At 60.7% G+C, this 20,586-nt stretch carries 14 protein-coding genes; 6 read left to right on the top strand and 8 right to left on the bottom strand.

From position 1 onward, the window contains the following. Positions 1 to 280: 280 nt before the first annotated feature. Positions 281 to 2,629 (top strand): bifunctional acylase PvdQ, encoded by a 2,349-nt coding sequence (locus BLO97_RS14900; protein WP_092346493.1) that lies wholly within the window; start codon positions 281 to 283, stop codon positions 2,627 to 2,629. Positions 2,630 to 2,850: 221 nt separating this feature from the next. Here BLO97_RS14900 and BLO97_RS14895 read toward each other — a convergent pair whose 3' ends face one another. Then, positions 2,851 to 3,852, bottom strand: coding sequence for a FecR family protein (locus BLO97_RS14895; RefSeq protein ID WP_072345955.1), 1,002 nt, complete (start codon positions 3,850 to 3,852; stop codon positions 2,851 to 2,853). Positions 3,853 to 4,010: 158 nt separating this feature from the next. Further along, positions 4,011 to 8,843 (bottom strand): dermonecrotic toxin domain-containing protein, encoded by a 4,833-nt coding sequence (locus tag BLO97_RS14890; RefSeq protein ID WP_092346491.1) that lies wholly within the window; start codon positions 8,841 to 8,843, stop codon positions 4,011 to 4,013. A 234-nt stretch (positions 8,844 to 9,077) separates the two neighbouring features. Here BLO97_RS14890 and BLO97_RS14885 point away from each other — a divergent pair, with 234 nt between their 5' ends. Together BLO97_RS14885 and BLO97_RS14880 are read left to right on the top strand one after the other, a co-directional pair. Continuing rightward, complete coding sequence (locus BLO97_RS14885) at positions 9,078 to 10,109, top strand: Ldh family oxidoreductase (RefSeq protein WP_092224204.1); 1,032 nt, start codon at positions 9,078 to 9,080, stop codon at positions 10,107 to 10,109. A gap of 100 nt (positions 10,110 to 10,209) precedes the next feature. Further along, the gene (locus BLO97_RS14880; protein WP_063321180.1) at positions 10,210 to 10,923 is read left to right on the top strand and encodes a GntR family transcriptional regulator; all 714 of its coding nucleotides are present in this window, start codon (positions 10,210 to 10,212) and stop codon (positions 10,921 to 10,923) included. A gap of 193 nt (positions 10,924 to 11,116) precedes the next feature. Here BLO97_RS14880 and BLO97_RS14875 read toward each other — a convergent pair whose 3' ends face one another. Together BLO97_RS14875 and BLO97_RS14870 are read right to left on the bottom strand one after the other, a co-directional pair. Beyond that, positions 11,117 to 12,067: a PDR/VanB family oxidoreductase gene (locus tag BLO97_RS14875; RefSeq protein ID WP_092346489.1), complete on the bottom strand. Its 951-nt coding sequence runs from the start codon at positions 12,065 to 12,067 to the stop codon at positions 11,117 to 11,119. Next, the gene (locus BLO97_RS14870; protein ID WP_092143189.1) at positions 12,064 to 13,149 is read right to left on the bottom strand and encodes an aromatic ring-hydroxylating oxygenase subunit alpha; all 1,086 of its coding nucleotides are present in this window, start codon (positions 13,147 to 13,149) and stop codon (positions 12,064 to 12,066) included. The genes BLO97_RS14875 and BLO97_RS14870 overlap by 4 nt, the downstream gene beginning before the upstream one ends. Before the next feature lie 280 nt (positions 13,150 to 13,429). Between BLO97_RS14870 and BLO97_RS14865 the strand changes: the two genes are divergently transcribed. From BLO97_RS14865 to BLO97_RS14855, 3 genes are all read left to right on the top strand, one after another. Then, the gene (locus BLO97_RS14865; protein WP_092346487.1) at positions 13,430 to 13,855 is read left to right on the top strand and encodes a GlcG/HbpS family heme-binding protein; all 426 of its coding nucleotides are present in this window, start codon (positions 13,430 to 13,432) and stop codon (positions 13,853 to 13,855) included. A gap of 179 nt (positions 13,856 to 14,034) precedes the next feature. Beyond that, complete coding sequence (locus BLO97_RS14860; RefSeq protein ID WP_092143204.1) at positions 14,035 to 14,871, top strand: AraC family transcriptional regulator; 837 nt, start codon at positions 14,035 to 14,037, stop codon at positions 14,869 to 14,871. A gap of 54 nt (positions 14,872 to 14,925) precedes the next feature. Further along, positions 14,926 to 15,528: a LysE family translocator gene (locus BLO97_RS14855; protein ID WP_092346485.1), complete on the top strand. Its 603-nt coding sequence runs from the start codon at positions 14,926 to 14,928 to the stop codon at positions 15,526 to 15,528. A 185-nt stretch (positions 15,529 to 15,713) separates the two neighbouring features. Here BLO97_RS14855 and aldA read toward each other — a convergent pair whose 3' ends face one another. The 4 genes from aldA to BLO97_RS14835 are packed head-to-tail and all read right to left on the bottom strand — an operon-like array spanning position 15,714 to position 20,469. Further along, positions 15,714 to 17,147, bottom strand: coding sequence for an aldehyde dehydrogenase (gene aldA / locus BLO97_RS14850; protein ID WP_092346483.1), 1,434 nt, complete (start codon positions 17,145 to 17,147; stop codon positions 15,714 to 15,716). 12 nt (positions 17,148 to 17,159) lie between these two features. Further along, positions 17,160 to 17,960: an aldolase/citrate lyase family protein gene (locus BLO97_RS14845; protein ID WP_092346481.1), complete on the bottom strand. Its 801-nt coding sequence runs from the start codon at positions 17,958 to 17,960 to the stop codon at positions 17,160 to 17,162. Next, positions 17,957 to 19,156, bottom strand: coding sequence for an L-rhamnonate dehydratase (rhmD, locus tag BLO97_RS14840; protein ID WP_092346479.1), 1,200 nt, complete (start codon positions 19,154 to 19,156; stop codon positions 17,957 to 17,959). Before rhmD ends, BLO97_RS14845 begins: the two co-directional genes overlap by 4 nt. A 17-nt stretch (positions 19,157 to 19,173) precedes the next feature. Beyond that, positions 19,174 to 20,469, bottom strand: a complete 1,296-nt coding sequence (locus tag BLO97_RS14835) for an MFS transporter (RefSeq protein ID WP_092143213.1) — start codon at positions 20,467 to 20,469, stop codon at positions 19,174 to 19,176. Between the last annotated feature and the right edge of the window lie 117 nt (positions 20,470 to 20,586).

Here is a 20,586-nt window from a genome sequence, read left to right as displayed (position 1 = left end):
CAGCCTGATCAGAAAAGGTCACGGATACTCTCCTGTAATAGGACGAACGAGGACGCACAATCATGAGGGCCATGATGTGAAAAAAATGCCCTTGCTGCGTCAAACCCCCATATTCAAAAGGCTGCCAGCCATTAATTTTTTTTCATCCGGTTCGTTTTCAAGGGAGGCACATTCCGGTTCAGCAAGCGGCATGTGATTTCCCAGGCGGGTCGAGTGTTTGTCTTCTGTCGCACCGGTGGCCGTCCTGGTTTCTGAAGTTTTATCAGGAGTGAATGTGAGAATGTCCGGGCAGTTATCGAGGATTGGCCTCGCAGGCGCTTTTCTGGGGATCGCCCTCGGGCTCAGCCCCGTGGTCAATGCGCAAGACGATGGGCAGCAGGCCAGTGCCGAGATCCGTCGCACCCGTTTTGGCGTACCGCATATCCGGGCGCAGGATGAGCGCGGGCTGGGTTATGGCATCGGCTACGCCTACGCCCAGGACAACCTGTGCCTGCTGGCCAATGAACTCGTCACGGTCAATGCCCAGCGCTCGCGCTATTTCGGGCCCGAGCGCAGGACGGTGGAGCAGCGGGAGAACCGCGTCAGCGATCTGTTCTTCAGTTGGCTCAACACGCCACAAGCGGTTTCCGGTTTCTGGCAGGCCCAGACGCCTCAAGTGCAACAACTGGTCGAAGGCTACGTGGCGGGCTACAACCGTGCGCTGGTCGAGCGCAAGGCCAAAGGCCTGCCCGAACAATGTGCCAGCGAGTGGGTGCGACCGATCACGGCGCTGGACCTGGTCAAGTTGACCCGTCGGTTGTTGGTGGAAGGCGGCGTTGGTCAATTCGCCGAGGCCCTGGCCGGCGCGCAACCGCCCCAGGCGAGCGCACTCGCGGGCACCCCGGTCGCTGGTTTCGCGGCCGCCGCCACTCGGCAGCAGCGTTTTGCCCTGGAGCGCGGCAGCAATGCGCTGGCCATCGGCAGCGAGCGCTCGTTCAACGGCCGTGGGATGTTGCTGGCGAACCCACATTTTCCGTGGCTGGGCGGCATGCGTTTCTACCAGATGCACCTGACCATTCCCGGCAAGCTGGACGTCATGGGCGCGGCGCTGCCAGGCCTGCCGATGATCAATATCGGTTTCAGCCAGCACTTGGCCTGGACCCACACCGTCGACAGCTCGAAACACTTCACCCTATACCGCCTGCAACTCGACCCTAAGGACCCGACCCGCTATCTGCTTGACGGCAAGTCTGTGCCGATGAGTCAGCAGACGGTCGCGGTGGACGTCAAGCAACCTGATGGACAGGTGCAGACGGTCACCCGAGTGATCTATGGCTCGCAGTTCGGCCCGATCGTGCAGTGGCCTGGCCGGTTGGACTGGGATAACCGGTTCGCCTACAGCCTGCGGGATGCGAACCTGGAAAACGATCGCGTGCTGGCGCAGTGGTACGCCATGAACAAGGCGGTCACGCTCAAGGATCTGCAGGACGCCGTCCATAAGATCCAGGGCATTCCCTGGGTCAATACCCTGGCGGTGGACGACCAGGGGCAAAGCCTTTACATGAACGTGTCGGTGGTGCCGAATGTCGACGCCGAGAAACTGGCCCGGTGCAGCGATCCCCGGGCCGGGTTGCGACTGATCGTGCTGGATGGCTCTCGCAGCGAGTGTGCCTGGGGCATCGATTCCAAAGCCGTGCAAAAAGGCACCTATGCCGCCGACAGGCTTCCGCAGTTGCTGCGCCGCGATTACGTGCAGAACTCCAACGATTCGGCTTGGATGGCCAACCCTGCGCAGCCGCTGTCCGGTTACTCCCCACTGATCAGTCAGCAAGGCCAGCCCCTGGGACTGCGGGCACGTTTTGCGCTGGACTGGATGAGCCAATTGGCCAAGAGCGGGCCGGTGAAGATCGAGGATTTGCAGCGCATGGTCATGGACGATCAGGTTTACCTGGCTGACCAAGTGATGCCGGACCTGCTCGGCGTGTGCGCCGGTGACCTGGGGGCCGATGCTTCGGCATTGGTCGAGGCGTGTGCCAGCCTCAAGGCGTGGGATCGCAAGGCCGGCCTGAATAGCGGCCTGGGGTTCGTGCATTTCCAGCACATCATGGACCGCTTGCAGGCGGTGCCGGATTCATGGCGCGTCGCGTTCGACCCCAAAGACCCGCAACACACACCGCGTGGCCTGGCGATTGAGCGGCCAGCGGTACTCAAGGCCGTGCGCGATGCCATGCTGGCTTCGGTGGAGACGGTGAAGGTCGCCGGCTTGTCGAAGGACAGCCAATGGCAAGACGTCCAGGTGGCCAGCAGCGGCAGCCGACAGACGCCGATTCACGGCGGTCCCGGGGAGCTGGGCATCTACAACGCGATCCAGAGTGTGCCCGGGGCGGACGGCAAGCGGGAGGTGGTCAGCGGGACCAGTTATCTGCAAGTGGTGACGTTTGACGGCAACGGTCCGCAGGCCCAGGGGTTGCTGGCATTCTCCCTCTCCAGCGACCCGGCATCGCCATATTCGGCGGACCAGACCCAGGCCTTTTCGCAGAAGCAGTGGAGTGTGCTGCCATTCACTGAACAGCAGATCAAGGCCGATCCGCACTATCAAGCGTTGATTATCCGCGAGCGTGATGAGACGGGCAGGGTGGCGACGCAATAGCCGCTGGTGAGCGGTCACATTCAAACTGAATGTAGACTGATCCACCGCCTTCGCGAGCAAGCTCGCTTCCACACATAGGATCGGTGCCAGCCTGTGATTTCCCGGCCAACACAAATCCCCAGTGGGAGCGAGCTTGCTCGCGATGAGGGCGGCGCATTCAACGTCGAGGCAAGCTGACCCGGGCTATCGCGAGCAAGCTAGGCTCCCACAGAGAAAAGCTGTCAGTGAGTGGCTGGTCGTTGCCCGATGGAATTGAGGACCGGGTTGCCGTCCTTGTTCTGGGTCAGGTAGACCGGCAGCACTTTCGGCAGCGAAGGCACCAGGTTTTGCACTTCGCTGATGTTGTAGACACCACCGATACGCAGGCCCCCGGTGCTGTTGTCGGCCAACATGACAGGCCGGTCGAGGTAGCGGTTGATCAGCGGCAGTGCATCGCTCAGGGCAAGGTTATCCAGCACCAGTTTGCCGTTGCGCCAGGCCAGCGAACTGTCATTGGCATCTGTCTCACGAACTTGCGGTTGTTGGTCGCCTGCCTTGTAGCTGGCCTGCATGCCCGGGAAAAGCGGCAGGCCGTCACGGCTGAGTGCCTGGTTGCTGGTCACCCTCACCGAGCCCTCCAGTAGCGTGATCCGTACCTGGTCCTGGTACATCCATACGTTGAAACGTGTACCGGTCACACGCACCTGGCCTTGGCCAGCCCGAACGACAAACGGGTGCTGTTTGTCATGGCTGACGTCAAAAAACGCCTCACCCTTTTTCAGCGTCACCCGGCGTTCGTTTTTGTAGTTGGCAAATACCAGCTCACTGCCCAGGTTGAGTTCGACCTGGCTGCCGTCACCCAGGGTGACATGACGTACGCTGGCGCCGGCTTCGAAGCGCTGGTAGGAATTGGCAACCCAGCCCAGATTCCAGCCGGTGTAAGCAGCCAGGGGCGTGCCCACTACTAACACCGCAGCGGCGACCGCCAACCGGCTCCAACGCGACTGGGTGCGGCGTGCTGGAGCCGTCGGCGTTGACTCGACACGCGGCAGATGATCGGCAACAGCCCAGATCTCCAGCATGGCTTCGTATTCGAAAGCATGCAGGGGATCGGCATCGTGCCATTGCTTGAACGCCTGCCGTTCGGCATGGGTGCAATCGGCGGCATGCAAACGCATGCACCAATGGGCAGCGGCATCGGTAATGGCGTCGTATTCGGCTTCCGAGAGGGGATGTTCGGTCATTGACTCTTCCTGGTTTGCCGCATTCTAACCTTCGGCATGAGCTGCCGAGAACAACCGTCATGGCGTTTACGCATCAATCGCCTGTTTTTTTACTCAAACACTCGTTGTCGCCTACCGTCGCATACATTGCGTGAAAAAAAGATCAACCCCCAAACCGTTCATGGCACGGTAGTTTTCCGTGGTGGAGTGGGGTCGAGTTGGCGTCCCAATTCACAAATCAAGAGTGTGAGCGAGTCGGCGTTGCGAAGTATGACGTCGATGCGCTTGTCCGGCAAAATCGAATCGAGAAAATCATCGCGAGCGTTATCCATGGTTCTGGCGCCGGTTATCTTCAGGATTTCCCGGGTGATTTGGCTGTATCCAGGCAACAGCTCCAGCTTCTTGTAAGTGTTATCCGTGCTGTCCCACTGCGTGAACAGTTTTGACTTTGGTGTGGTCAATGAAAGCCCGTTGAGTTGCAGGTCCCTTTGCTCGTCGTATCGCAACTTTCCGGCGTAAGTCGCTGTTGAAATCAAATCGAGAAATGGCAGTGCGGCGTCCAGGTAGATGATGTCGAACGTATTGAACAACTGATGGGAAATTTCGTGGATGAGGGTCGCTCCCTGGGCGTGCGCATCGACATTGAAGAACTCGGGTACGACGGCCTTGTACCAGTCCAAGCCCATGTCGAAGAAAAACTGCGTGATATAGATTCTGCCGACGGCTGCCGGCTCGAGTACGAAGGCGGTTGCTCGATCTTCCAGGTGCTTGAGGTTGCCGATCACGATGCGGTCGGCATTCTGTTGCGCCCAGGATGGATCGGCCAATGCCCGGCATATGGGCGAGATCGCCGTCTCTATCTTGCTGATAAGACGAGCGTCGACGCTGTCGACCCCAAAAAACAATCTCATGAAATTATCCAGCCGAGAGCCCGCAAGTGGTTGTCGCTTGAATTGATCAAGGTTGTGAAGGGCGTTGAATGAATAGAACCTCGCGGTCTCCAGTGCCTGCACAATGGCGTTTGCACGGTGCGGATATTTCCTGCGTATCTCAGCCATGCCCTTTGCTTCGATATTCAGTGAGCCCTTGGCCTTGAAGTCGCTGTAGGTGACGGCCATTTTCGATCCGGCTTTGCCAAAGCGTATGGTCTGGCGTTGTGGATCGAGTTCCCATGTCTGGCCGTCAGGCGACTTTCTCAATAACGGCCCCTCTGCGTGCTCATGCACGATTCGCCAGGTTTGGCCGGCTTTCGCTACTTGGAAGACTTTGCCGGCAAGGGGGATATAAAGCCTGCCGTTTTCCAGTGCCTTGTAGGTGCCGTCGATCAGGTCTGGTTGCAGGTCCGACAGGCTGATACCCATGGCCTCGAAAACGCTCAAGTCGGTTCGGATTCGGGCGGTGGAAGCGATGTCCTTCCAGCGATTGGCCAACGTAGCGCCTTGCGAAAGCGGTTCAATGGGATCGAGAAGACCGAATGTATCCTCGCGATTCATCAGGCCCAGCGACACCATCTCGGCAGCGCCGGCGATAAAATCGTGCAGGCCTGTTTTCCAGTCATGCTGCTGCAACGCTTCGGCTGAAGCCTTGAAGTCCTGGTAGCTTTCCCAAAGCGTTTCGATAAAAGTCAGTTTGCCCGACAGTTGCCTCCCCACTGACTTGATGCCGGAGCTGAACAGGTGCAGGACCGTTTCCCAGTCAAACTGTCGTTTTTCATTGGTTTGTGCGCTCAGCATGTCCGATAACAATGCTGCGTTGTCGTCGAACAATGTGTCGAACAGGTTGGTCTGGATAGGGTTCGAGGCCAGGGTGATTTCCGATCGCTGCCCGACGGTGGCGGCGAACAGGTGCCTGAATGTGGCCTGCTGGTGCTCGGGAAGCCGGCGAATCAGCAGGTTCTGAAGTATCCCTGGCGTATTGAATGCGGCAATGACGCTCGCTTCATCCTTGAATTCGGTGAAGTGCTCCCCCTCGTGGTAGGGCGAATACAGGACCTGAGGACTTGTCGCATCGACGCTCGAGCCGATCAAGTAGAGCCCTTGCGCTTTGACCGGCACTGCACCACCGGTCTTGATCAATTCCAGCGGGCGAATAAACGCGTTGGCACCGTCAACGGCTTTGCGAGCGACGGCATCGGGCATGTCCACCACCTGACGAATCAAATCAAAGGCCAAGGGGGAAAGGTGTTGTTGCAGATAACGTGCGTGAGCGTATTGCAGCAACTGCCAGGGCATTTGTTGGCGGAAGGCCGTTTTTCTTTGCCGGGCCTGGGCAGTGGGGCCGGACAGTTTCTGCGCCACCTGATTTTTAAAATCGGTCGAGATATTCAACGAGGACAGCATCTGCCTGACGGTGATCTCGTTCAGGCCGTCCGGCAATTTCTGCGTGGACGTTGAAGAAACCTTGAAGCCCTCCCGGGTCACTTCGATGTGATGCAGGGCGAAGTCGGTTAGCGAACTGGCCGGTCCGACTATGGCGAGGTTTGGTGTGATCTGGAGGGTGTCGGGGTCAAGGTTGTTTGCAGCGAAGCGTGCGCTCAGCAGTGCTTTCAATTTATTACGCACATAGGTGCGCAGCGGCTCGATACCGTCCAGATAGTCCTTGCCATCGACCACGCTGTTTTTATATTGCTCAAGCAACTCGACGTGCAGGCGTTGATCGTCAAGTGCCGCCGTACCGAGCCAGGCGGGGAGTTGCTGTTGCTGCTTATTGGCCCGGGCAATGTGGGTGGCGCGCTTGAGATTGGTCGGCGCGCCTTTGTCCAGCAATGCCTGAAGGCTTCTCGACAGAGCCTTGCCGGTCAGTTGCCAGCTTCCGGCTTTCAAGGTGGTCAGATAAGCATGCTCGGCCTCAAAGTGTTTGATGAACGAACTCATCCGATTCACCAGCACGTTGTCCTCGATCAGTTCATATGCCTGGAGTTGATAGCGTCCATGAGGTTGGCGTTGGGCCGGGGTGAGGTTGGCGAGCAACCCAAAGCGTTTTCGGGAATCGAGCAGGTGCCGATTCAATTGCTGGGTCGCAACATCTACGGACGAAAACGCCTGCAAGCCATCGGCGGGCGTCCACAGGATGGCCATGCCCGAATAGGGGGTATCGAGGCCTCCGCGCTCAGTTAATAAAAAGCAGTTGGCAAGGGGCAGATAAACCGTTCGGTCTTCTTCGCTACAGGCCAGCGTCAACGAATAGACATCCGGCCGGAAGCCCCTGACGCCGATCCGTTGGGCACGGTCCGGGTATTCTGAATCGTAGGCAAAAACCGTTCTGATCAGGTCATTGGCAATCGACGGCAGGCTCGCATTAAGTTCCCTGAGTTCGGCCTCGGCCCGTATCCCCAAGGAAAAAACATTGGTCAGTTCAGCCAGTAATTGCCGGAGCCCATTGTGCAGCGAAACGTTGTGGGAGGTCGGCAACCGGGTAAAGAGGCTATCGAAAGCGGCTTCGACATCGGTGTAGCTCTTGACCTTTCTTTGCATCTGATCAGCCATGAAGTTGGATGGGCGCAGACTTCCATGAAAAGCGGGATGAGTCCCCCAGTGTCCGGCAGTAGGCGGGTCCAACAGGCTTTTATTGATGAAGGTGCGTATATCCAACGCCTTATCGATGAGCGCGTGGATGTCGACATCGCCCTGGCGAGACATTTCCAGTGCGTAATGAAAGTTATTCTTCTGTTTTTCGATGATGGCGTTCGCCAGGGATTCGGACACTGGCAAATCCAGCGGCTTGCCCGAAATCTGTGGTTCGTCAAAGCGCAGGAAACGGTTGCGCTCTTCCAGGCTCAGCAGGCTATAGAGCGCTTCCTTTTGTGCGGTGCTTGCGGGGTGACCGAACAGCGCAGCCTTGAAACCTGGAGGGTTGTCTATCTTCTGAAGACCCTGCATGGGGGTGTAGAGATAGTTGCCTTTGGCGCTGATCATCAAGGAGCCTGCAAGTTCTACAAAGTGCGGCTCATATTCCCAGAGGCGAATCGTTTCGATGAACAGCAGTGCTTCGTCCCGGCGCGAGGGCCTGAACAATCGGAGCAGTTCACGACTTTGTTCCTCCGTCAGTTGTCTTTTTTCCCGCTCGACCAGGATGGTTGCCCAGAGTCTGTCGTGGATGACTTGGGAAAGCAGTTTGCGCCGAGACATATAAAAGTGGGTCGTCATGTTCTCCCAAAAGGCATCAATGCAACCGATAAGCGTTGGAATCAGTTTCCTGGCGATGTCTTTTATGATGTTTTCCCATCGCTGCGGGCTGTAGGACGATGCGGGCGTACCCGGGTGAGTCAGATCGATGTCATGCCCGACAGGCCAGCCCTGATGATGGAAATAGCCCAGGATGGCATCGCTCAGTGGAAGGCTTTCGGTCACCTGGATGGCCCTTGGATTTCCTGGGTAAGCCCCCTTGCTGAAGGCCACGCGGATCTGTCGATGATCCAGGTCTGGCAGCGCCTCGTTCAATACCTGGTCAAGCATCGATCTTAACGAGGGCAATTTGATCAGTTCATTCACCATGGCCAGGGCATTGAGGCGCTGGGCGTGCTCGATGGATTCGAGCTGGGTCTTGAAAACGTCCTCTTCGATGAGTTGCCGGGTCTGCCTGATGTCGGTGGTGCTGTTCAGTTCGCTGCGTTGGGAGATCGACAAGAGACGAAACAGGTCGTCGCGTTGCGCAGTGTCCCGGCGCATCTGGTCAATCTGCGCTTCGAGGGATGCCAGGTTGTCGAACTTTTTTATGCCGCCACTTGGCATGTAGAGGAACGCCGGGTGGGTGCTGGTTTTGCTGCTGTTCGACGAGGTGCTGAGGACAAAGCAGCCGGCCAGTGCAATGGGCGGTTTTTCATCGGCTTGCAACAGAATGATTTCGGCGAACATCGGGGGTGTCTGCGCTGCGCGCTGGGTGTGGTCGGGCAGGGCGATGTGCTGCAACCAGTCGAGGTCTGCCTGCGTCAGTCCGTGGGTTGCGGTCAATTCGTCCAGGCGATGGGCGTGCAATACCTCGGGAAATAAAAGTGGCGTGGTTTCAGTGAGCATCGTTGCTTCTCGATCGGGGCGCCTCAAAGCGGCGCGAACGTGGAGGAAGCCGCCAGACTAGGCAACGATGAAAGAGCCAAGGTGGTACATAGTTACCGCATGCTGGTTTTCGACCCGCCACGCCGGGCAGATGCCGTGGACAAGGATTGACAGTGCGCGCCTGAACCGGTGTTTAATCCCCCGGCGGGTCCCTTTACGCTGTTGCTACCTCCAACAATCATTCTGGAGCTTCAGATGTCTGTGCCATCCGATCATGCCGCTTCTTGCACCTTGTCTTTCGATGCTCTGGTGAGCTTGCTGGAGAAAATTTTCCTGCGTCATGGCACGTCGACCGAAGTCGCTCGGTGCCTGGCTGAAAACTGCGCCGGGGCCGAGCGCGACGGCGCCCACAGCCATGGGGTGTTTCGCATTCCCGGTTATGTCTCGACACTCGACAGCGGGTGGGTCAACGGCAAGGCCGTGCCGATGGTCGAGGACGTCGCTTCAGGGTTTGTCGCGGTGGACGCCTGCAACGGGTTCGCCCAGCCCGCCCTGGCCGCGGCGCGTCCATTGCTGGTGGCGAAGGCCCGCAGTGCCGGTATCGCCGTCCTGGCCATTCGCAACTCCCATCACTTTGCCGCCCTCTGGCCGGATGTCGAGCCGTTCGCTTATGAAGGCCTGGTGGCGTTGAGTGTGGTCAATAGCATGACGTGTGTGGTGCCCCATGGCGCGGACCGCCCATTGTTCGGCACCAACCCCATTGCCTTCGCCGCACCACGGGCTGACGGTGAGCCGATTGTCTTCGACCTCGCCACCAGCGCCATTGCCCACGGCGACGTACAGATTGCTGCACGCAAGGGCGAGTTGTTGCCACCAGGAATGGGCGTGGACAGCCTCGGCCAGCCGACCCGGGACCCCAAGGCGATTCTCGAAGGTGGAGCGCTCTTGCCTTTTGGCGGGCACAAGGGCTCGGCGCTGTCGATGATGGTCGAGTTGCTGGCGGCAGCCCTGACTGGCGGCAATTTTTCCTTCGAGTTCGACTGGCACAACCATCCGGGTGCCAAGACCCCGTGGACCGGTCAGTTGTTGATCGTGATCGACCCGAGCAAGACCGCCGGGCAAAACTTTGCCGAGCGCAGCCAGGAACTGGTCAGGCAGATGCATGGCGTCGGGTTGCGGCGCTTGCCGGGAGACCGTCGCCATCGCGAACGCAGCAAATCCAATGAGCATGGGATCAGCTTGGACGAACAGACCCTGGCGCAGCTGCGCGAGTTGGCAGGGGTTTGAACAATCCGCTGTGGCGGCCAGCCTGGCTGCCACTGCCTTGCCGTGACACGCTGCGCCAAGCCTTCTACTATGACGGCTTCTTTTCTGTGGAATCGCCTGGATGAGTAAGCCCGGCCAAACGGTGCTGGTTGCGCTGCGCAAGATGATCGCCTCGGGCGAGTTGGCCGCTGGCGAGCGTCTGATGGAAATACCCACGGCCGAGTTGTTCGGCGTATCGCGCATGCCGGTGCGCATGGCGTTCCGCACCCTGGAGCAGGAAGGGTTGCTGGTGCGCTTCGGCGGACGAGGTTTCCAGGTGCGTTCGGTCAGTGCCGAACAGATCGCCGGGGCCGTGGAGGTGCGTGGCGTGCTGGAGGGCCTGGCAGCACGGCAGACGGCCGAGCACGGTTTATCTGAAGAGGCCCGTGCGATACTCGAGCAATGCCTGGCGCAGGGCGATGAACTGTTCGCCAAGGGTTATGTGACCGAGGACGACCTGGAGGTCTATCACGACCTCAACATGCGCTTTCACCAGGTGATCGTCGAAGGCAGCCACAACCCGGCGATTGCCGATGCCCTGGCCCGCAACGATCATCTGCCATTCGCCTCAGTCACCGCCCTGGCTGTGGATCGCCAGAACATGGCCGGCGAATTTCGCCGCTTCAATTATGCCCATATGCAACACCATTCGGTGTTTGACGCCTTGATCAACCGCCAGAGTGGCCGCGCCGAGGCAATCATGCGCGAGCATGCCAACGCGACCCTGCGCTACGCCGAAGTGTTCGGCTCGACGCTGGCTGACGAGCGGATGACGGTGATTCTCCGTTCGGAGTGAACGGCCCGGATGACTGCTGTATTTGTGTAGCCAGCACGCATCCCCTTTGGCGAGGGAGCTTGCTCCCGCTGGCCTGCGAAGCAGGCCCTATATCGTTCAGGTAAATCGCATTGTCTGGTTTGCGAGTGCTGCGCAGCCGAGCGGGAGCAAGCTCCCTCGCCACGGGATTTGGGTGCCTGTTTTCCGGTGGTTGTCAGAGATCCAGCACCAGCACCGGGGTTTTCGACCTGGAGCAGCACGGCGTGAACTGGTCGTTGCAGGCCTGTTCAGCCTCGGTCAGGAACATGTCCCGATGCTCTGGTACACCTTCCAGCACGCGGGTCAGGCAGGTGCCGCAGACCCCTTGTTCGCACGAGATCGGGATCTCGATGCCATGGCGCTCCAGCGCCTGCACCACACTGCAGTCCGCCGGCACGTCGAACACTTGGCCGCTGCGGGCCAGCTTGACCGAAAAACTGCCATCGGCACGGGTGTCGGTAGGGGCGGCGGCAAAGTATTCGCGGTGCAGGCAGGCTTCCTGCCAGCCCTGGCTTTTGGCGGTGTCGAGGACGTGTTGCATGAACCCGCCGGGGCCGCAGACGTAGAGGTGCACATCGTCACTCGGCGCGGCCAGCACCCTGGCGGCGTCCAGCAGGGTTTCCGGTTCTTCATCGAAATGCAGGAAGACCCGGTCGGCATAAGGCGCCTGGCGCAGGCGCTCGACAAAGGCCGCGCGGTCCCGGGCGCGGGCGCAGTAATGCAGCTCGAACGCGGCACCGCTCTGGGCCAGATGCTCGGCCATGCACAGGATCGGCGTAATGCCGATGCCGCCGGCAAACAGCAGGCTGCGCTGGGCTTGCGGGGCGAGAGCGAACAGGTTACGCGGCTCGCTGATGTGCAAACGCATGCCTGGCTGGATCAGCTCATGCAGGCTGCGCGAACCACCGCGGGACGCCGGATCCTTGAGCACACCGATGAGGTAGCGGTGCCGCTCCTGGGGATGGTTGCACAGCGAGTACTGGCGAATCAGCCCGCCGGGTAAGTGCACATCGATATGGGCGCCGGCGGTGAAGGCCGGCAGCGGCTCGCCATCGACACGCGTCAATTCGTAGCTGCAGATATCGAGGGCTTCGTTGTGTCGCGCCGCGACCTGGACTTCGATCATGGCCGTTGCTCCACCCGTTGTGGTTGATGGCTGCTGGCGATCAACCCGGCCTGTGCTTCCCGTTCCCGTGCGATCCAGCGCTCCAGCACCCGGCGGGACTGTACGCCGCCTGCGTCGATGTTGAGTTTGAGCAAGTTGCGTTGCGGATGGTCCAGCAGGTTGCGCTGTTGGCGTTCGAGCATTTCCAGGTCTTCGCTGAAAATCTTGCCTTGGCCTTCGCGAATGGACGCGGTGAGGGCTTCATCCTGCGGCTGGAAGTGCCGGGCCATGCCCCAGAAGTACCAGATCGACGTCTCGGTTTCCGGCGTAATGAAATCCACCACGATACTCGACGCCTTGAATTGCGGTGCGGCGTGATAACCGCCGTTGCCGGCATGGGCCACGCCGACTTCGATCAGCACATGGCTGGGCGGGGTGAAACGGCAGATCTGCCAGCGATCCACCGGCACGTCATCGGCCAGATTGTTGCCGCGCAAGGCCATGCGCCAGAACGGCGGGGCCATGATGTTTTCCATGTGCCGGGCGGTGACCACTTCATCGCCATCGACCGTGGTCACTGGCGGCGCCTCGTCGATTTCCTTCTGGCCGATGCTTGAGGCGTGGACGTAGGTTTCGTGGGTCAGGTCCATCAGGTTGTCGATCATCAGGCGATAGTCGCAGTGGATATGGAACAGGCCGCCACCGTAGGCCCATTCATCGCTTTCAGCCCATTCCAGATGATGGATCAGCGCCGGGTCGGCCTGCGCCTGGTCTCCGGGCCAGACCCAGATGAACCCATGCCGTTCCTGTACTGCAAAAGTCTTGTTGCAAGGGAAGCCTCGCACCCGTTGCCCCGGCATCTCGACGGTCTTGCCGTCGCAGCCCATCACCAAGCCGTGATAGCCGCACACCAGGTTGCCGTTTTCGACATACCCCAAGGAGAGCGGGGCGCCGCGATGGGGGCAGAAGTCTTCCACCGCCGCGACCTTGCCTTCATGCCCCCGGTAAAAAACCATCTTCTCACCACAGATCTGGCGACCCAGGGGCTTGTCGGCGATTTCATCGGGGGTGCAGGCAACGTACCAGGCATTTTTGGGGTACATAAGGGATCTCCAGGCGGATGTTGTTCTTGTCTGTGGATCCATTAACTCTCTTAACTAATTTGGTTGTCAACGTTTTTGCTGTGTTTGCGGACAATTGGTTATTGTGGTGGATCCATTGTGGCGAAATGGATGTTCGTGTCACCCGCAGTAAGCCACCGGCCCCGGGCTTCAATGAGCCGCTGGATGTGCGCTATGGTTCGCAGAAGGAAATATTCCTCGGCTTGCTGGGCGGGCGCCTGATTGTCTCGCGGGCCTGCTGTGGCACAACACGGAGTGATCCATGAAAACCAAAGCGGCACTCACTGAACAAGACGTTGCCATGTTGCTGGTAGCGGCCAAAGATCTAGCGCACCAGCGGGAATGGGCGGTGTCGGTTTGTGTGGTGGACGACGGTGGTCATCCCCTGGGGCTGCTGCGCCTGGACGATGCCTCGCCGTTGTCGGCCTATATCGCTACCGAAAAAGCCCGCACGGCCGCCATGGGGCGGCGTGATAGCAAGGTTTTCGAAGACATGATCAATGGTGGTCGTTACGCGTTTCTCAGCGCTCCGCACGTGCAGGGCATGCTTGAAGGTGGGGTGAGCATTCATCATGACGGCCAGTGCATCGGTGCCATCGGGGTTTCTGGGGTCAAGGCTGAGCAGGATGCTGAATTGGCTCGCTTGGCGGTAGAGACGGTGTTGCCGGTGATTACTCCGGATTCCTGAGGCGGCTATAAACCTGTGCGAGCTTGCTCGTGATAGCGGTGGGTCAGTTACAGATGCATCTACAGACCGAACACCATCGTGAGCAAACCCGAACGCCACAAGGTTTGCACAAATCTTCCAGACACTCTCCTCATCAGCCGTTAATCTGCCAAGAGCACATTCACCAAGCGGGATAGGGCATGACAGCGCGCAACTGGATCGATCTCAAGCAGGACGCCACGTCCGGTATCGAGACCGTGCGCGCGCATTTCGAGGGGCATGCCTATGATCCCCACTGGCATGACACCTATCTGGTGGGCGTGACCGAGCAGGGCGTGCAGCAGTTTCATTGCCGCCGCCAGCAGCACAACAGTACGCCGGGCAAAGTGTTCCTGCTTGAGCCCGGCGAGCTGCATGACGGCAATGCCCCCCACGACCACGGGTTTACCTACCGCACGTTGTACCTGGAGCCTCAATGGCTGGAGCGCGAATTGCGTTCCTTGTTCGACGTGGCGCCGGACAACGCCCAGTTGGGGTTTGCCGCCACTTTGACGGACGATGCGCGGCTGGCGAGTGCCACGGCCATGGCCTTCCAGAGCCTGCACGAGCAGGAGATCCGCATCGTGCGCCAGACGGCCCTCGATACGCTGTTGGCCAACCTGACCCAACACCTGCACTGGCGGGCGCGGATCAACCCGGATCCACGGCTGCCATTGGTGGCGCAGCAGGCCCGGGATTATCTGCACAGTCACCTGAGCGAAGACATCGGCCTGGATGACTTGGCGCAGGTCACCGGCGTGGATCGTTTCCGCCTGACCCGTGCGTTCAAGGCGGCTTTTGGCCTGGCGCCCCATGCTTATCTGATCCAGTTGCGCCTGGCCCGCGCCCGGCGCCTGCTGGCGCGTGGCGAGAGTGCCGTGGCAGTGGCGGCCATGCTCGGTTTTGCCGATCAAAGTCACTTGGGCCGCTGGTTCCAGCGCGCCTATCGCCTGAGCCCGGCGGACTACCGCAAGCGCTGCTCAATTGTTCCAGACTGACCATGGCTTCATGGGGATGATCAAGCGATCGATCATTCACCGAGAAGTTGCTCCATGGATCAGTTACTGCCGTTTGCCTTGTTCGCCTTTGTCGCCTCCATCACCCCGGGCCCGACCAATATCCTGGTGTTGAGCCATAGCTCGCGCTTCGGCCTGGCCACCACCTTGCCGATCATCCTCGGCGCGTGCGCGGCGGCAGCCTTGTTGGTGCTCCTGGTCGGCACCGGATTGGGGGACGTGCTGGCGCGTCATGCCACGATTCAAACATTGCTCTCATGGGCCGGCATTGCCTGGTTGAGCTGGATGGCCTGGCAGATTTTCAGCGCGCCGGCCCAGGCCATTGACCCGGACCGGCCCGCCGAAGGCCCGCGACTGGGCCTGGCGGGAGCGGCCGGGTTGCAGTTGGTGAATCCCAAGACCTGGATGATGGCGCTGGCGGTGGTCAGCGTGTTTGCCGGCGCCGAGGCTGACCGTACCGTGCGGGTGCTCTGGCTGTCCCTGGCGTTTTTCGCGATTTCCATCCCGTGCATGACCGCGTGGGCTTATCTGGGCCTCGGTGCGGCCAGGTTCTGCCGTTCCGCCGTAGCCATGGGCCGGTTCAATCGGACCATGGCGGTGTTGCTGCTGGTGTCGGCATGGGCGACGTTGGTGGTCTGAGGGATCGGAAAGAACCATTGTGGCGAGGGAGCTTGCTCCCGCTGGGGTGCGTAGCAGCCCTAAACCCTGGCGACGCGGTGTGTCCGGTTGATTAAGCGGTCCTTGAGAGGGGCCGCTTCGCACCCCAGCGGGAGCAAGCTCCCTCGCCACAATGGGTATCCCGGCCCATCTGGCTCTATCGCCGGTCAGCTTTGCAAGTACACCGCATGGGTATGGGTGTATTCATACAAGCCATGCTTGCCATCAGCCCCGCCCACCCCGGACTTGCGTACCCCGGCATGGAACCCCTGCATGGCTTCGAAATTTTCGCGGTTGACGTAGGTTTCGCCAAAGTCCAGGCCTCGAATGGCGTGCATGGCGCGACCCAGGTCTCGGGTGTAGATCGAAGAGGTCAGGCCATAGTCGCAGTCGTTGGCCAGGGCGATCGCTTCGTCCAGGTCGTCGATGATCTGGATGGGCAGTACCGGACCGAAAATTTCCTCGCGCATGATCTGCATCGAGGCGTTACAACCGGCCAGCACGGTGGGTTGGAAGTGGAAACCGTCGGGGCGGTCTGCCACGCGACCTCCGCTGATCAGGCTGGCACCTTGCTGCAGGGCGGTTCTCACTTTGCGCTCGACGCTGTCCAGGCCATGGCGGTTGATCAAGGGGCCCATCTCGATATCGGGCTCGGCCAGCGGGTCGCCGTAACGGGTGGCGGACATGGCCGCGCTGATGCGTTCGATGAACTGATCGGCGACCTTGCGCTCCACGTAGACCCGCTCGGCACAGTTGCAGACCTGACCGGTGTTGATGATCCGTGAGTCGCGAATCGCCTTGACCGCCAACGCCAGGTCAGCGTCCGCCAGCACAATGGCCGGGGCCTTGCCGCCCAGTTCCAGGTTGAGCTTGGTAATGTTCGGCGCCGCCGCCGTCATGATCCGCGAGCCGGTATCAACGCTGCCGGTAAAGCTGATCATGTCCACGCCGTTGTGACCACTCAAGGCCGCGCCCACCTGGCCGTCGCCACACACCACGTTGAACACGCCGGGCGGCAAGTCGGTTTCGGCCACCAACCGGGCGAATTCGAAGCAGTTGTTCGGGGTTTCTTCGCTGGGCTTGATGACAATGGTGTTGCCGGTCAGCAGGGCCGGGGCCATTTTGCGAGCGATCAGGAAAAACGGAAAATTCCACGGCAGGATGCCGGCCACCACACCCAGGGGCTTGCGGAACAGGAAGATGTTTTCCCCGGGGCGGTCGCTGGTGATGATTTCGCCTTCGATGCGCCGGGCCCACTCGGCCATGTAGTCGAGGTAGTCAGCGGTGAAGTTCACCTCCACTGCGGCCAGGGCGCTGGTCTTGCCTTGTTCCAGGGTGATGGTGCGCGCCAGGTGCGCAACGTTCTCCCGCAGTTTGCCGGCGATGCGTCGCAGGTGACCGGCGCGTTCGATGGCCGGTTTGGCCGACCAGGCTTTCTGCGCGGCGCGGGCGGCAGCCAAGGCCTGATCGACATCGGCGGCGGTGGAGGCCGGGCCCCGGGACAGCAATGCACCGGTGGCCGGGTTGTACACGTCCAGGTGTGCTTCGCTGTGGGTGAACTGGCCGTTGATGAAGTTCTGGAACACAGGAACGGATGACATGGCAGGCTCCTTTTAGTAAGTGCGCGACGGCGCTTGGACGGTGGCAGGTTTGCGATAGCGGGCGAGGGTAGCCTGGGCGCTCTGGCGCAGCAGGCTGATGTCGATGGCCACCGCAATGAACTGGCAGCCCCAAGCCTGATAACGACGCGCATCGGCTTCGTTGGGCGCCAGGATGCCGCAGGCCTTGCCCGTCGCGAGGGTGGCGTCGACCGCGTGCCGGATGCGCTCCTGTACCTCGGGATGTCCCGGGTTGCCTGCATGGCCGAGACCGATGGACAGGTCGGCGGGGCCGATGAACACCGCGTCCACGCCCTCGACGGCAGCGATGGCTTCGACGTTTTCCACGCCCGTGCGCGATTCCACCTGGACGATCAGGCACAGTTCTTCATGGGCTGTGGTGAGGTAGTTCGCCACACCGTCCCAACGAGTGGCGCGGGTCAGGCCGCCGCCCACGCCACGAATGCCATGGGGCGGATAACGCATGGCGCGTACCAGGGCCTGGGCCTGTTCGGCGGTTTCGACCATGGGAATCATCAGGGTCTGGGCACCGACATCCAGCAACTGCTTGATCAGGTTGGCGTCGCCAGTCACCGCCCGCACCACCGGCGCGGTGGCATAGGGCGCCACGGCCTGGAGCTGGCCGAGTATGCTGGGTACGGTGTTGGGCGCGTGTTCGCCATCGATCAGCATCCAGTCGTAACCGGTGCCGGCGATGATCTCGGCGGCGTAGCCGGTGGCGAAACCGGCCCAGATACCGTACTGGGGCTGTGTTGAGGTGAGCGCGGCCTTGAAGGCGTTGCGGGGCATGTTCATGGCGTGCTCCTTTCGCGGTGATAAGGTCGGTGCAACTGGCAATCCGGATTGAGCGTCACGCCGAAGCCAGGCTGGTCAAGGACCGACAGGCGCATGCGGCCTTCCACCGGCACCGGTTCACCCAGCAGTTGCGGGTGGAACATCGGCACCACTTCGTCGGCCTTGGGTGCCATCATCAGGAACTCGGCGAATGGGCTGTTATGCCGGGTGACGACGAAGTGATAGCTGTAGACCGAGGAGCCGTGGGGGATTACCAGCGCGTTGTGGGCGTCGGCCAGGGCCGAGATCTTCACCAGTTCGGTGAGGCCGCCGCACCAGCCGACGTCCGGCTGGATGATGTCGCAGCAACCCATTTCCAGCAGCATGCGAAAGCCCCAACGGGTGGCCTCATGCTCACCGGTGGTCACCAGCATGCCCTTGGGTACGTTGTTGCGCAGCGCGGCGTAGCCCCAGTAGTCGTCGGGCGGCAACGCCTCTTCGATCCACTTCAAACCGTGCTGGTGGGCGCCGACCGCGAGTTTGGTGGCGTAGTTGAGGTCCAGGCTCATCCAGCAATCGAGCATCAGCCAGAAATCGGGGCCGACTCGCTCGCGCATGGTTGCCAGGGCTTCGAGATTCTTGCGCAAGCCTTCCTCGCCTTCGGCCGGGCCGTGATGCAAAGGCATCTTGCCGCCGATGAAACCCATTTTCTGCGCCAAGTCCGGCCGCGCGCCGGTGGCATAGAACTGCAATTCGTCACGCACCGCGCCGCCGAGCAATTGATGCACCGGCTCTTGGCGGATCTTGCCGAGCAAGTCCCAGAGCGCCAGGTCCACGCCGGAAATCGTGTTGATCACCAGGCCCTTGCGGCCGTAGTAGAGCGTGGACTGGTACATCTGGTCCCAGATCTTCTCGATGTCGGTCACCCGGGCGCCTTCGACGAATCGTGCCAGGTGCTTTTCAACGATGTAGGCCGCGGGCTCGCCACCGGTGGTCACGGCGAACCCGACGGTGCCATCGCTGGCTTCGATTTCCACCACCAGGGTGCCGAGCACATTGATGCCGAAACTGCGGCGGCTCTGGCGGTAGTCCGGGTACTTGCTCATGGGCGTGGCGATGTGATCGTCGATCCAGTGGCCGTCGGCCTGGTCGTGATAGTCCGCGCCGCCGCCTCGAAGCACGAAGGCGCGAACGTGTTTGATTGTGGGAATACCCATATGTGCAGCTCCTTGAGTTAAACAGTGGCGGGCGTCTTCGAAGCGCGTTGGCCGGGCGAGTGGATACCCAGCACCAGCAACGCGGCGATAACGGTGGTAACGGAGAGCAGGTAGAGGCCTGCGGCGGGAGAGTGGAAGGCGCCTTCGGCCCAATTCTTCAGCACCGGGGCGATAAAGCCGCCGAGGGCGCCAAAGGAGTTGATCAACGCGATGCCCGCTGCTGCCGCGCTGCCGGCCAGGTAGCTGGATGGAAAGGTCCAGAACACCGGCTGCACGGCGATGAAGCCGGAAGCGGCGAAGCACAGGGCGATGATTCCCAGCAATGGGCTGGAAACGCTCACCGAGCAGGCGATTCCGGCGGCCGCCATCAGTAGGGTCAACGCGGCGGTACGGCGGCGCTGGCCGGTGCGGTCGCTGTAACCGGGAATCAGGTAGGCCGCGCACAGCGCGCAGATCCATGGAATGGCCGTGACCAGCCCCACCATCAACCCGACCTTGCTGCCCAACAGACCGCCGACCTGGGTCGGCAGGTAAAACACCACGCCATAGACGCTGGCCTGGATCAGCAGATAAATCAGGCACAGGTACAACACCGAAGGTTGGCACAGCACGCTGAGCAGGCTGCGGCCGTGGGATTGTTTGTGCAGGTCCTCGGCATCGAGCAGCGCCTGGACCTGCCGGCGTTCCTCGACCGTCAGCCATTTGGCATCGGCGGGGCGGTTGTCCAGGTACCAATAGGCCCAGATGCCCACAGCCGAGGCCATCAGGCCTTCAACGGCGAACAACCACTGCCAGCCGTGAACACCGGCAAAACCGTCCAGCTCCAACAGCAGGCCCGACAGCGGGCTGCCAAAGATGAACGCCAGCGGCGCGCCGAAGTAGAAGAAACCCATGGCCTTGCCCCGGGCCGCCGAGGGGAACCAATAGGTGAGGTAGAGGATGACACCGGGAAAGAACCCGGCTTCGGCCACGCCCAGCAAGAAGCGCAGCACGTAGAAACTGGTTTCGTTGTGGGCAAAGACCATGGCCGCCGACACCAGCCCCCAGGTGACCATGATCCGGCACATCCACAACCGCGCACCGACGCGGTGCAGGATCAGGTTGCTGGGCACTTCCAGCAGTGCATAACCGGCGAAGAACACGCCCGCACCAAACGCGAATGCGGCGTCGCCGATACCGGTGTCGGCCTGGAAGGCCTGTTTGGCGAAGCCAACGTTGGCCCGGTCGAGAAAAGCCATGATGTACATCAGTAGCAGGAAGGGCAGCAGGCGCCAGGAAATCTTGGCCAGTACAGACACAGGAAGAGTCTTCATCGCGGGAGTCCTTTAGCAGGTATTTGTTCTTATGGGCTGGACTGTACGGCGGGCGATTGATGCGTTACAAATCGAATCTCGCTAACAACCGATACCTTGAAGGTATCGGTAATCAGG

It is taken from the genome of Pseudomonas sp. NFACC05-1 (assembly GCF_900100135.1).
Lineage (GTDB): Bacteria > Pseudomonadota > Gammaproteobacteria > Pseudomonadales > Pseudomonadaceae > Aquipseudomonas > Aquipseudomonas fluorescens_Q.
This window is presented reverse-complemented; position numbering and strand designations above follow the sequence as displayed.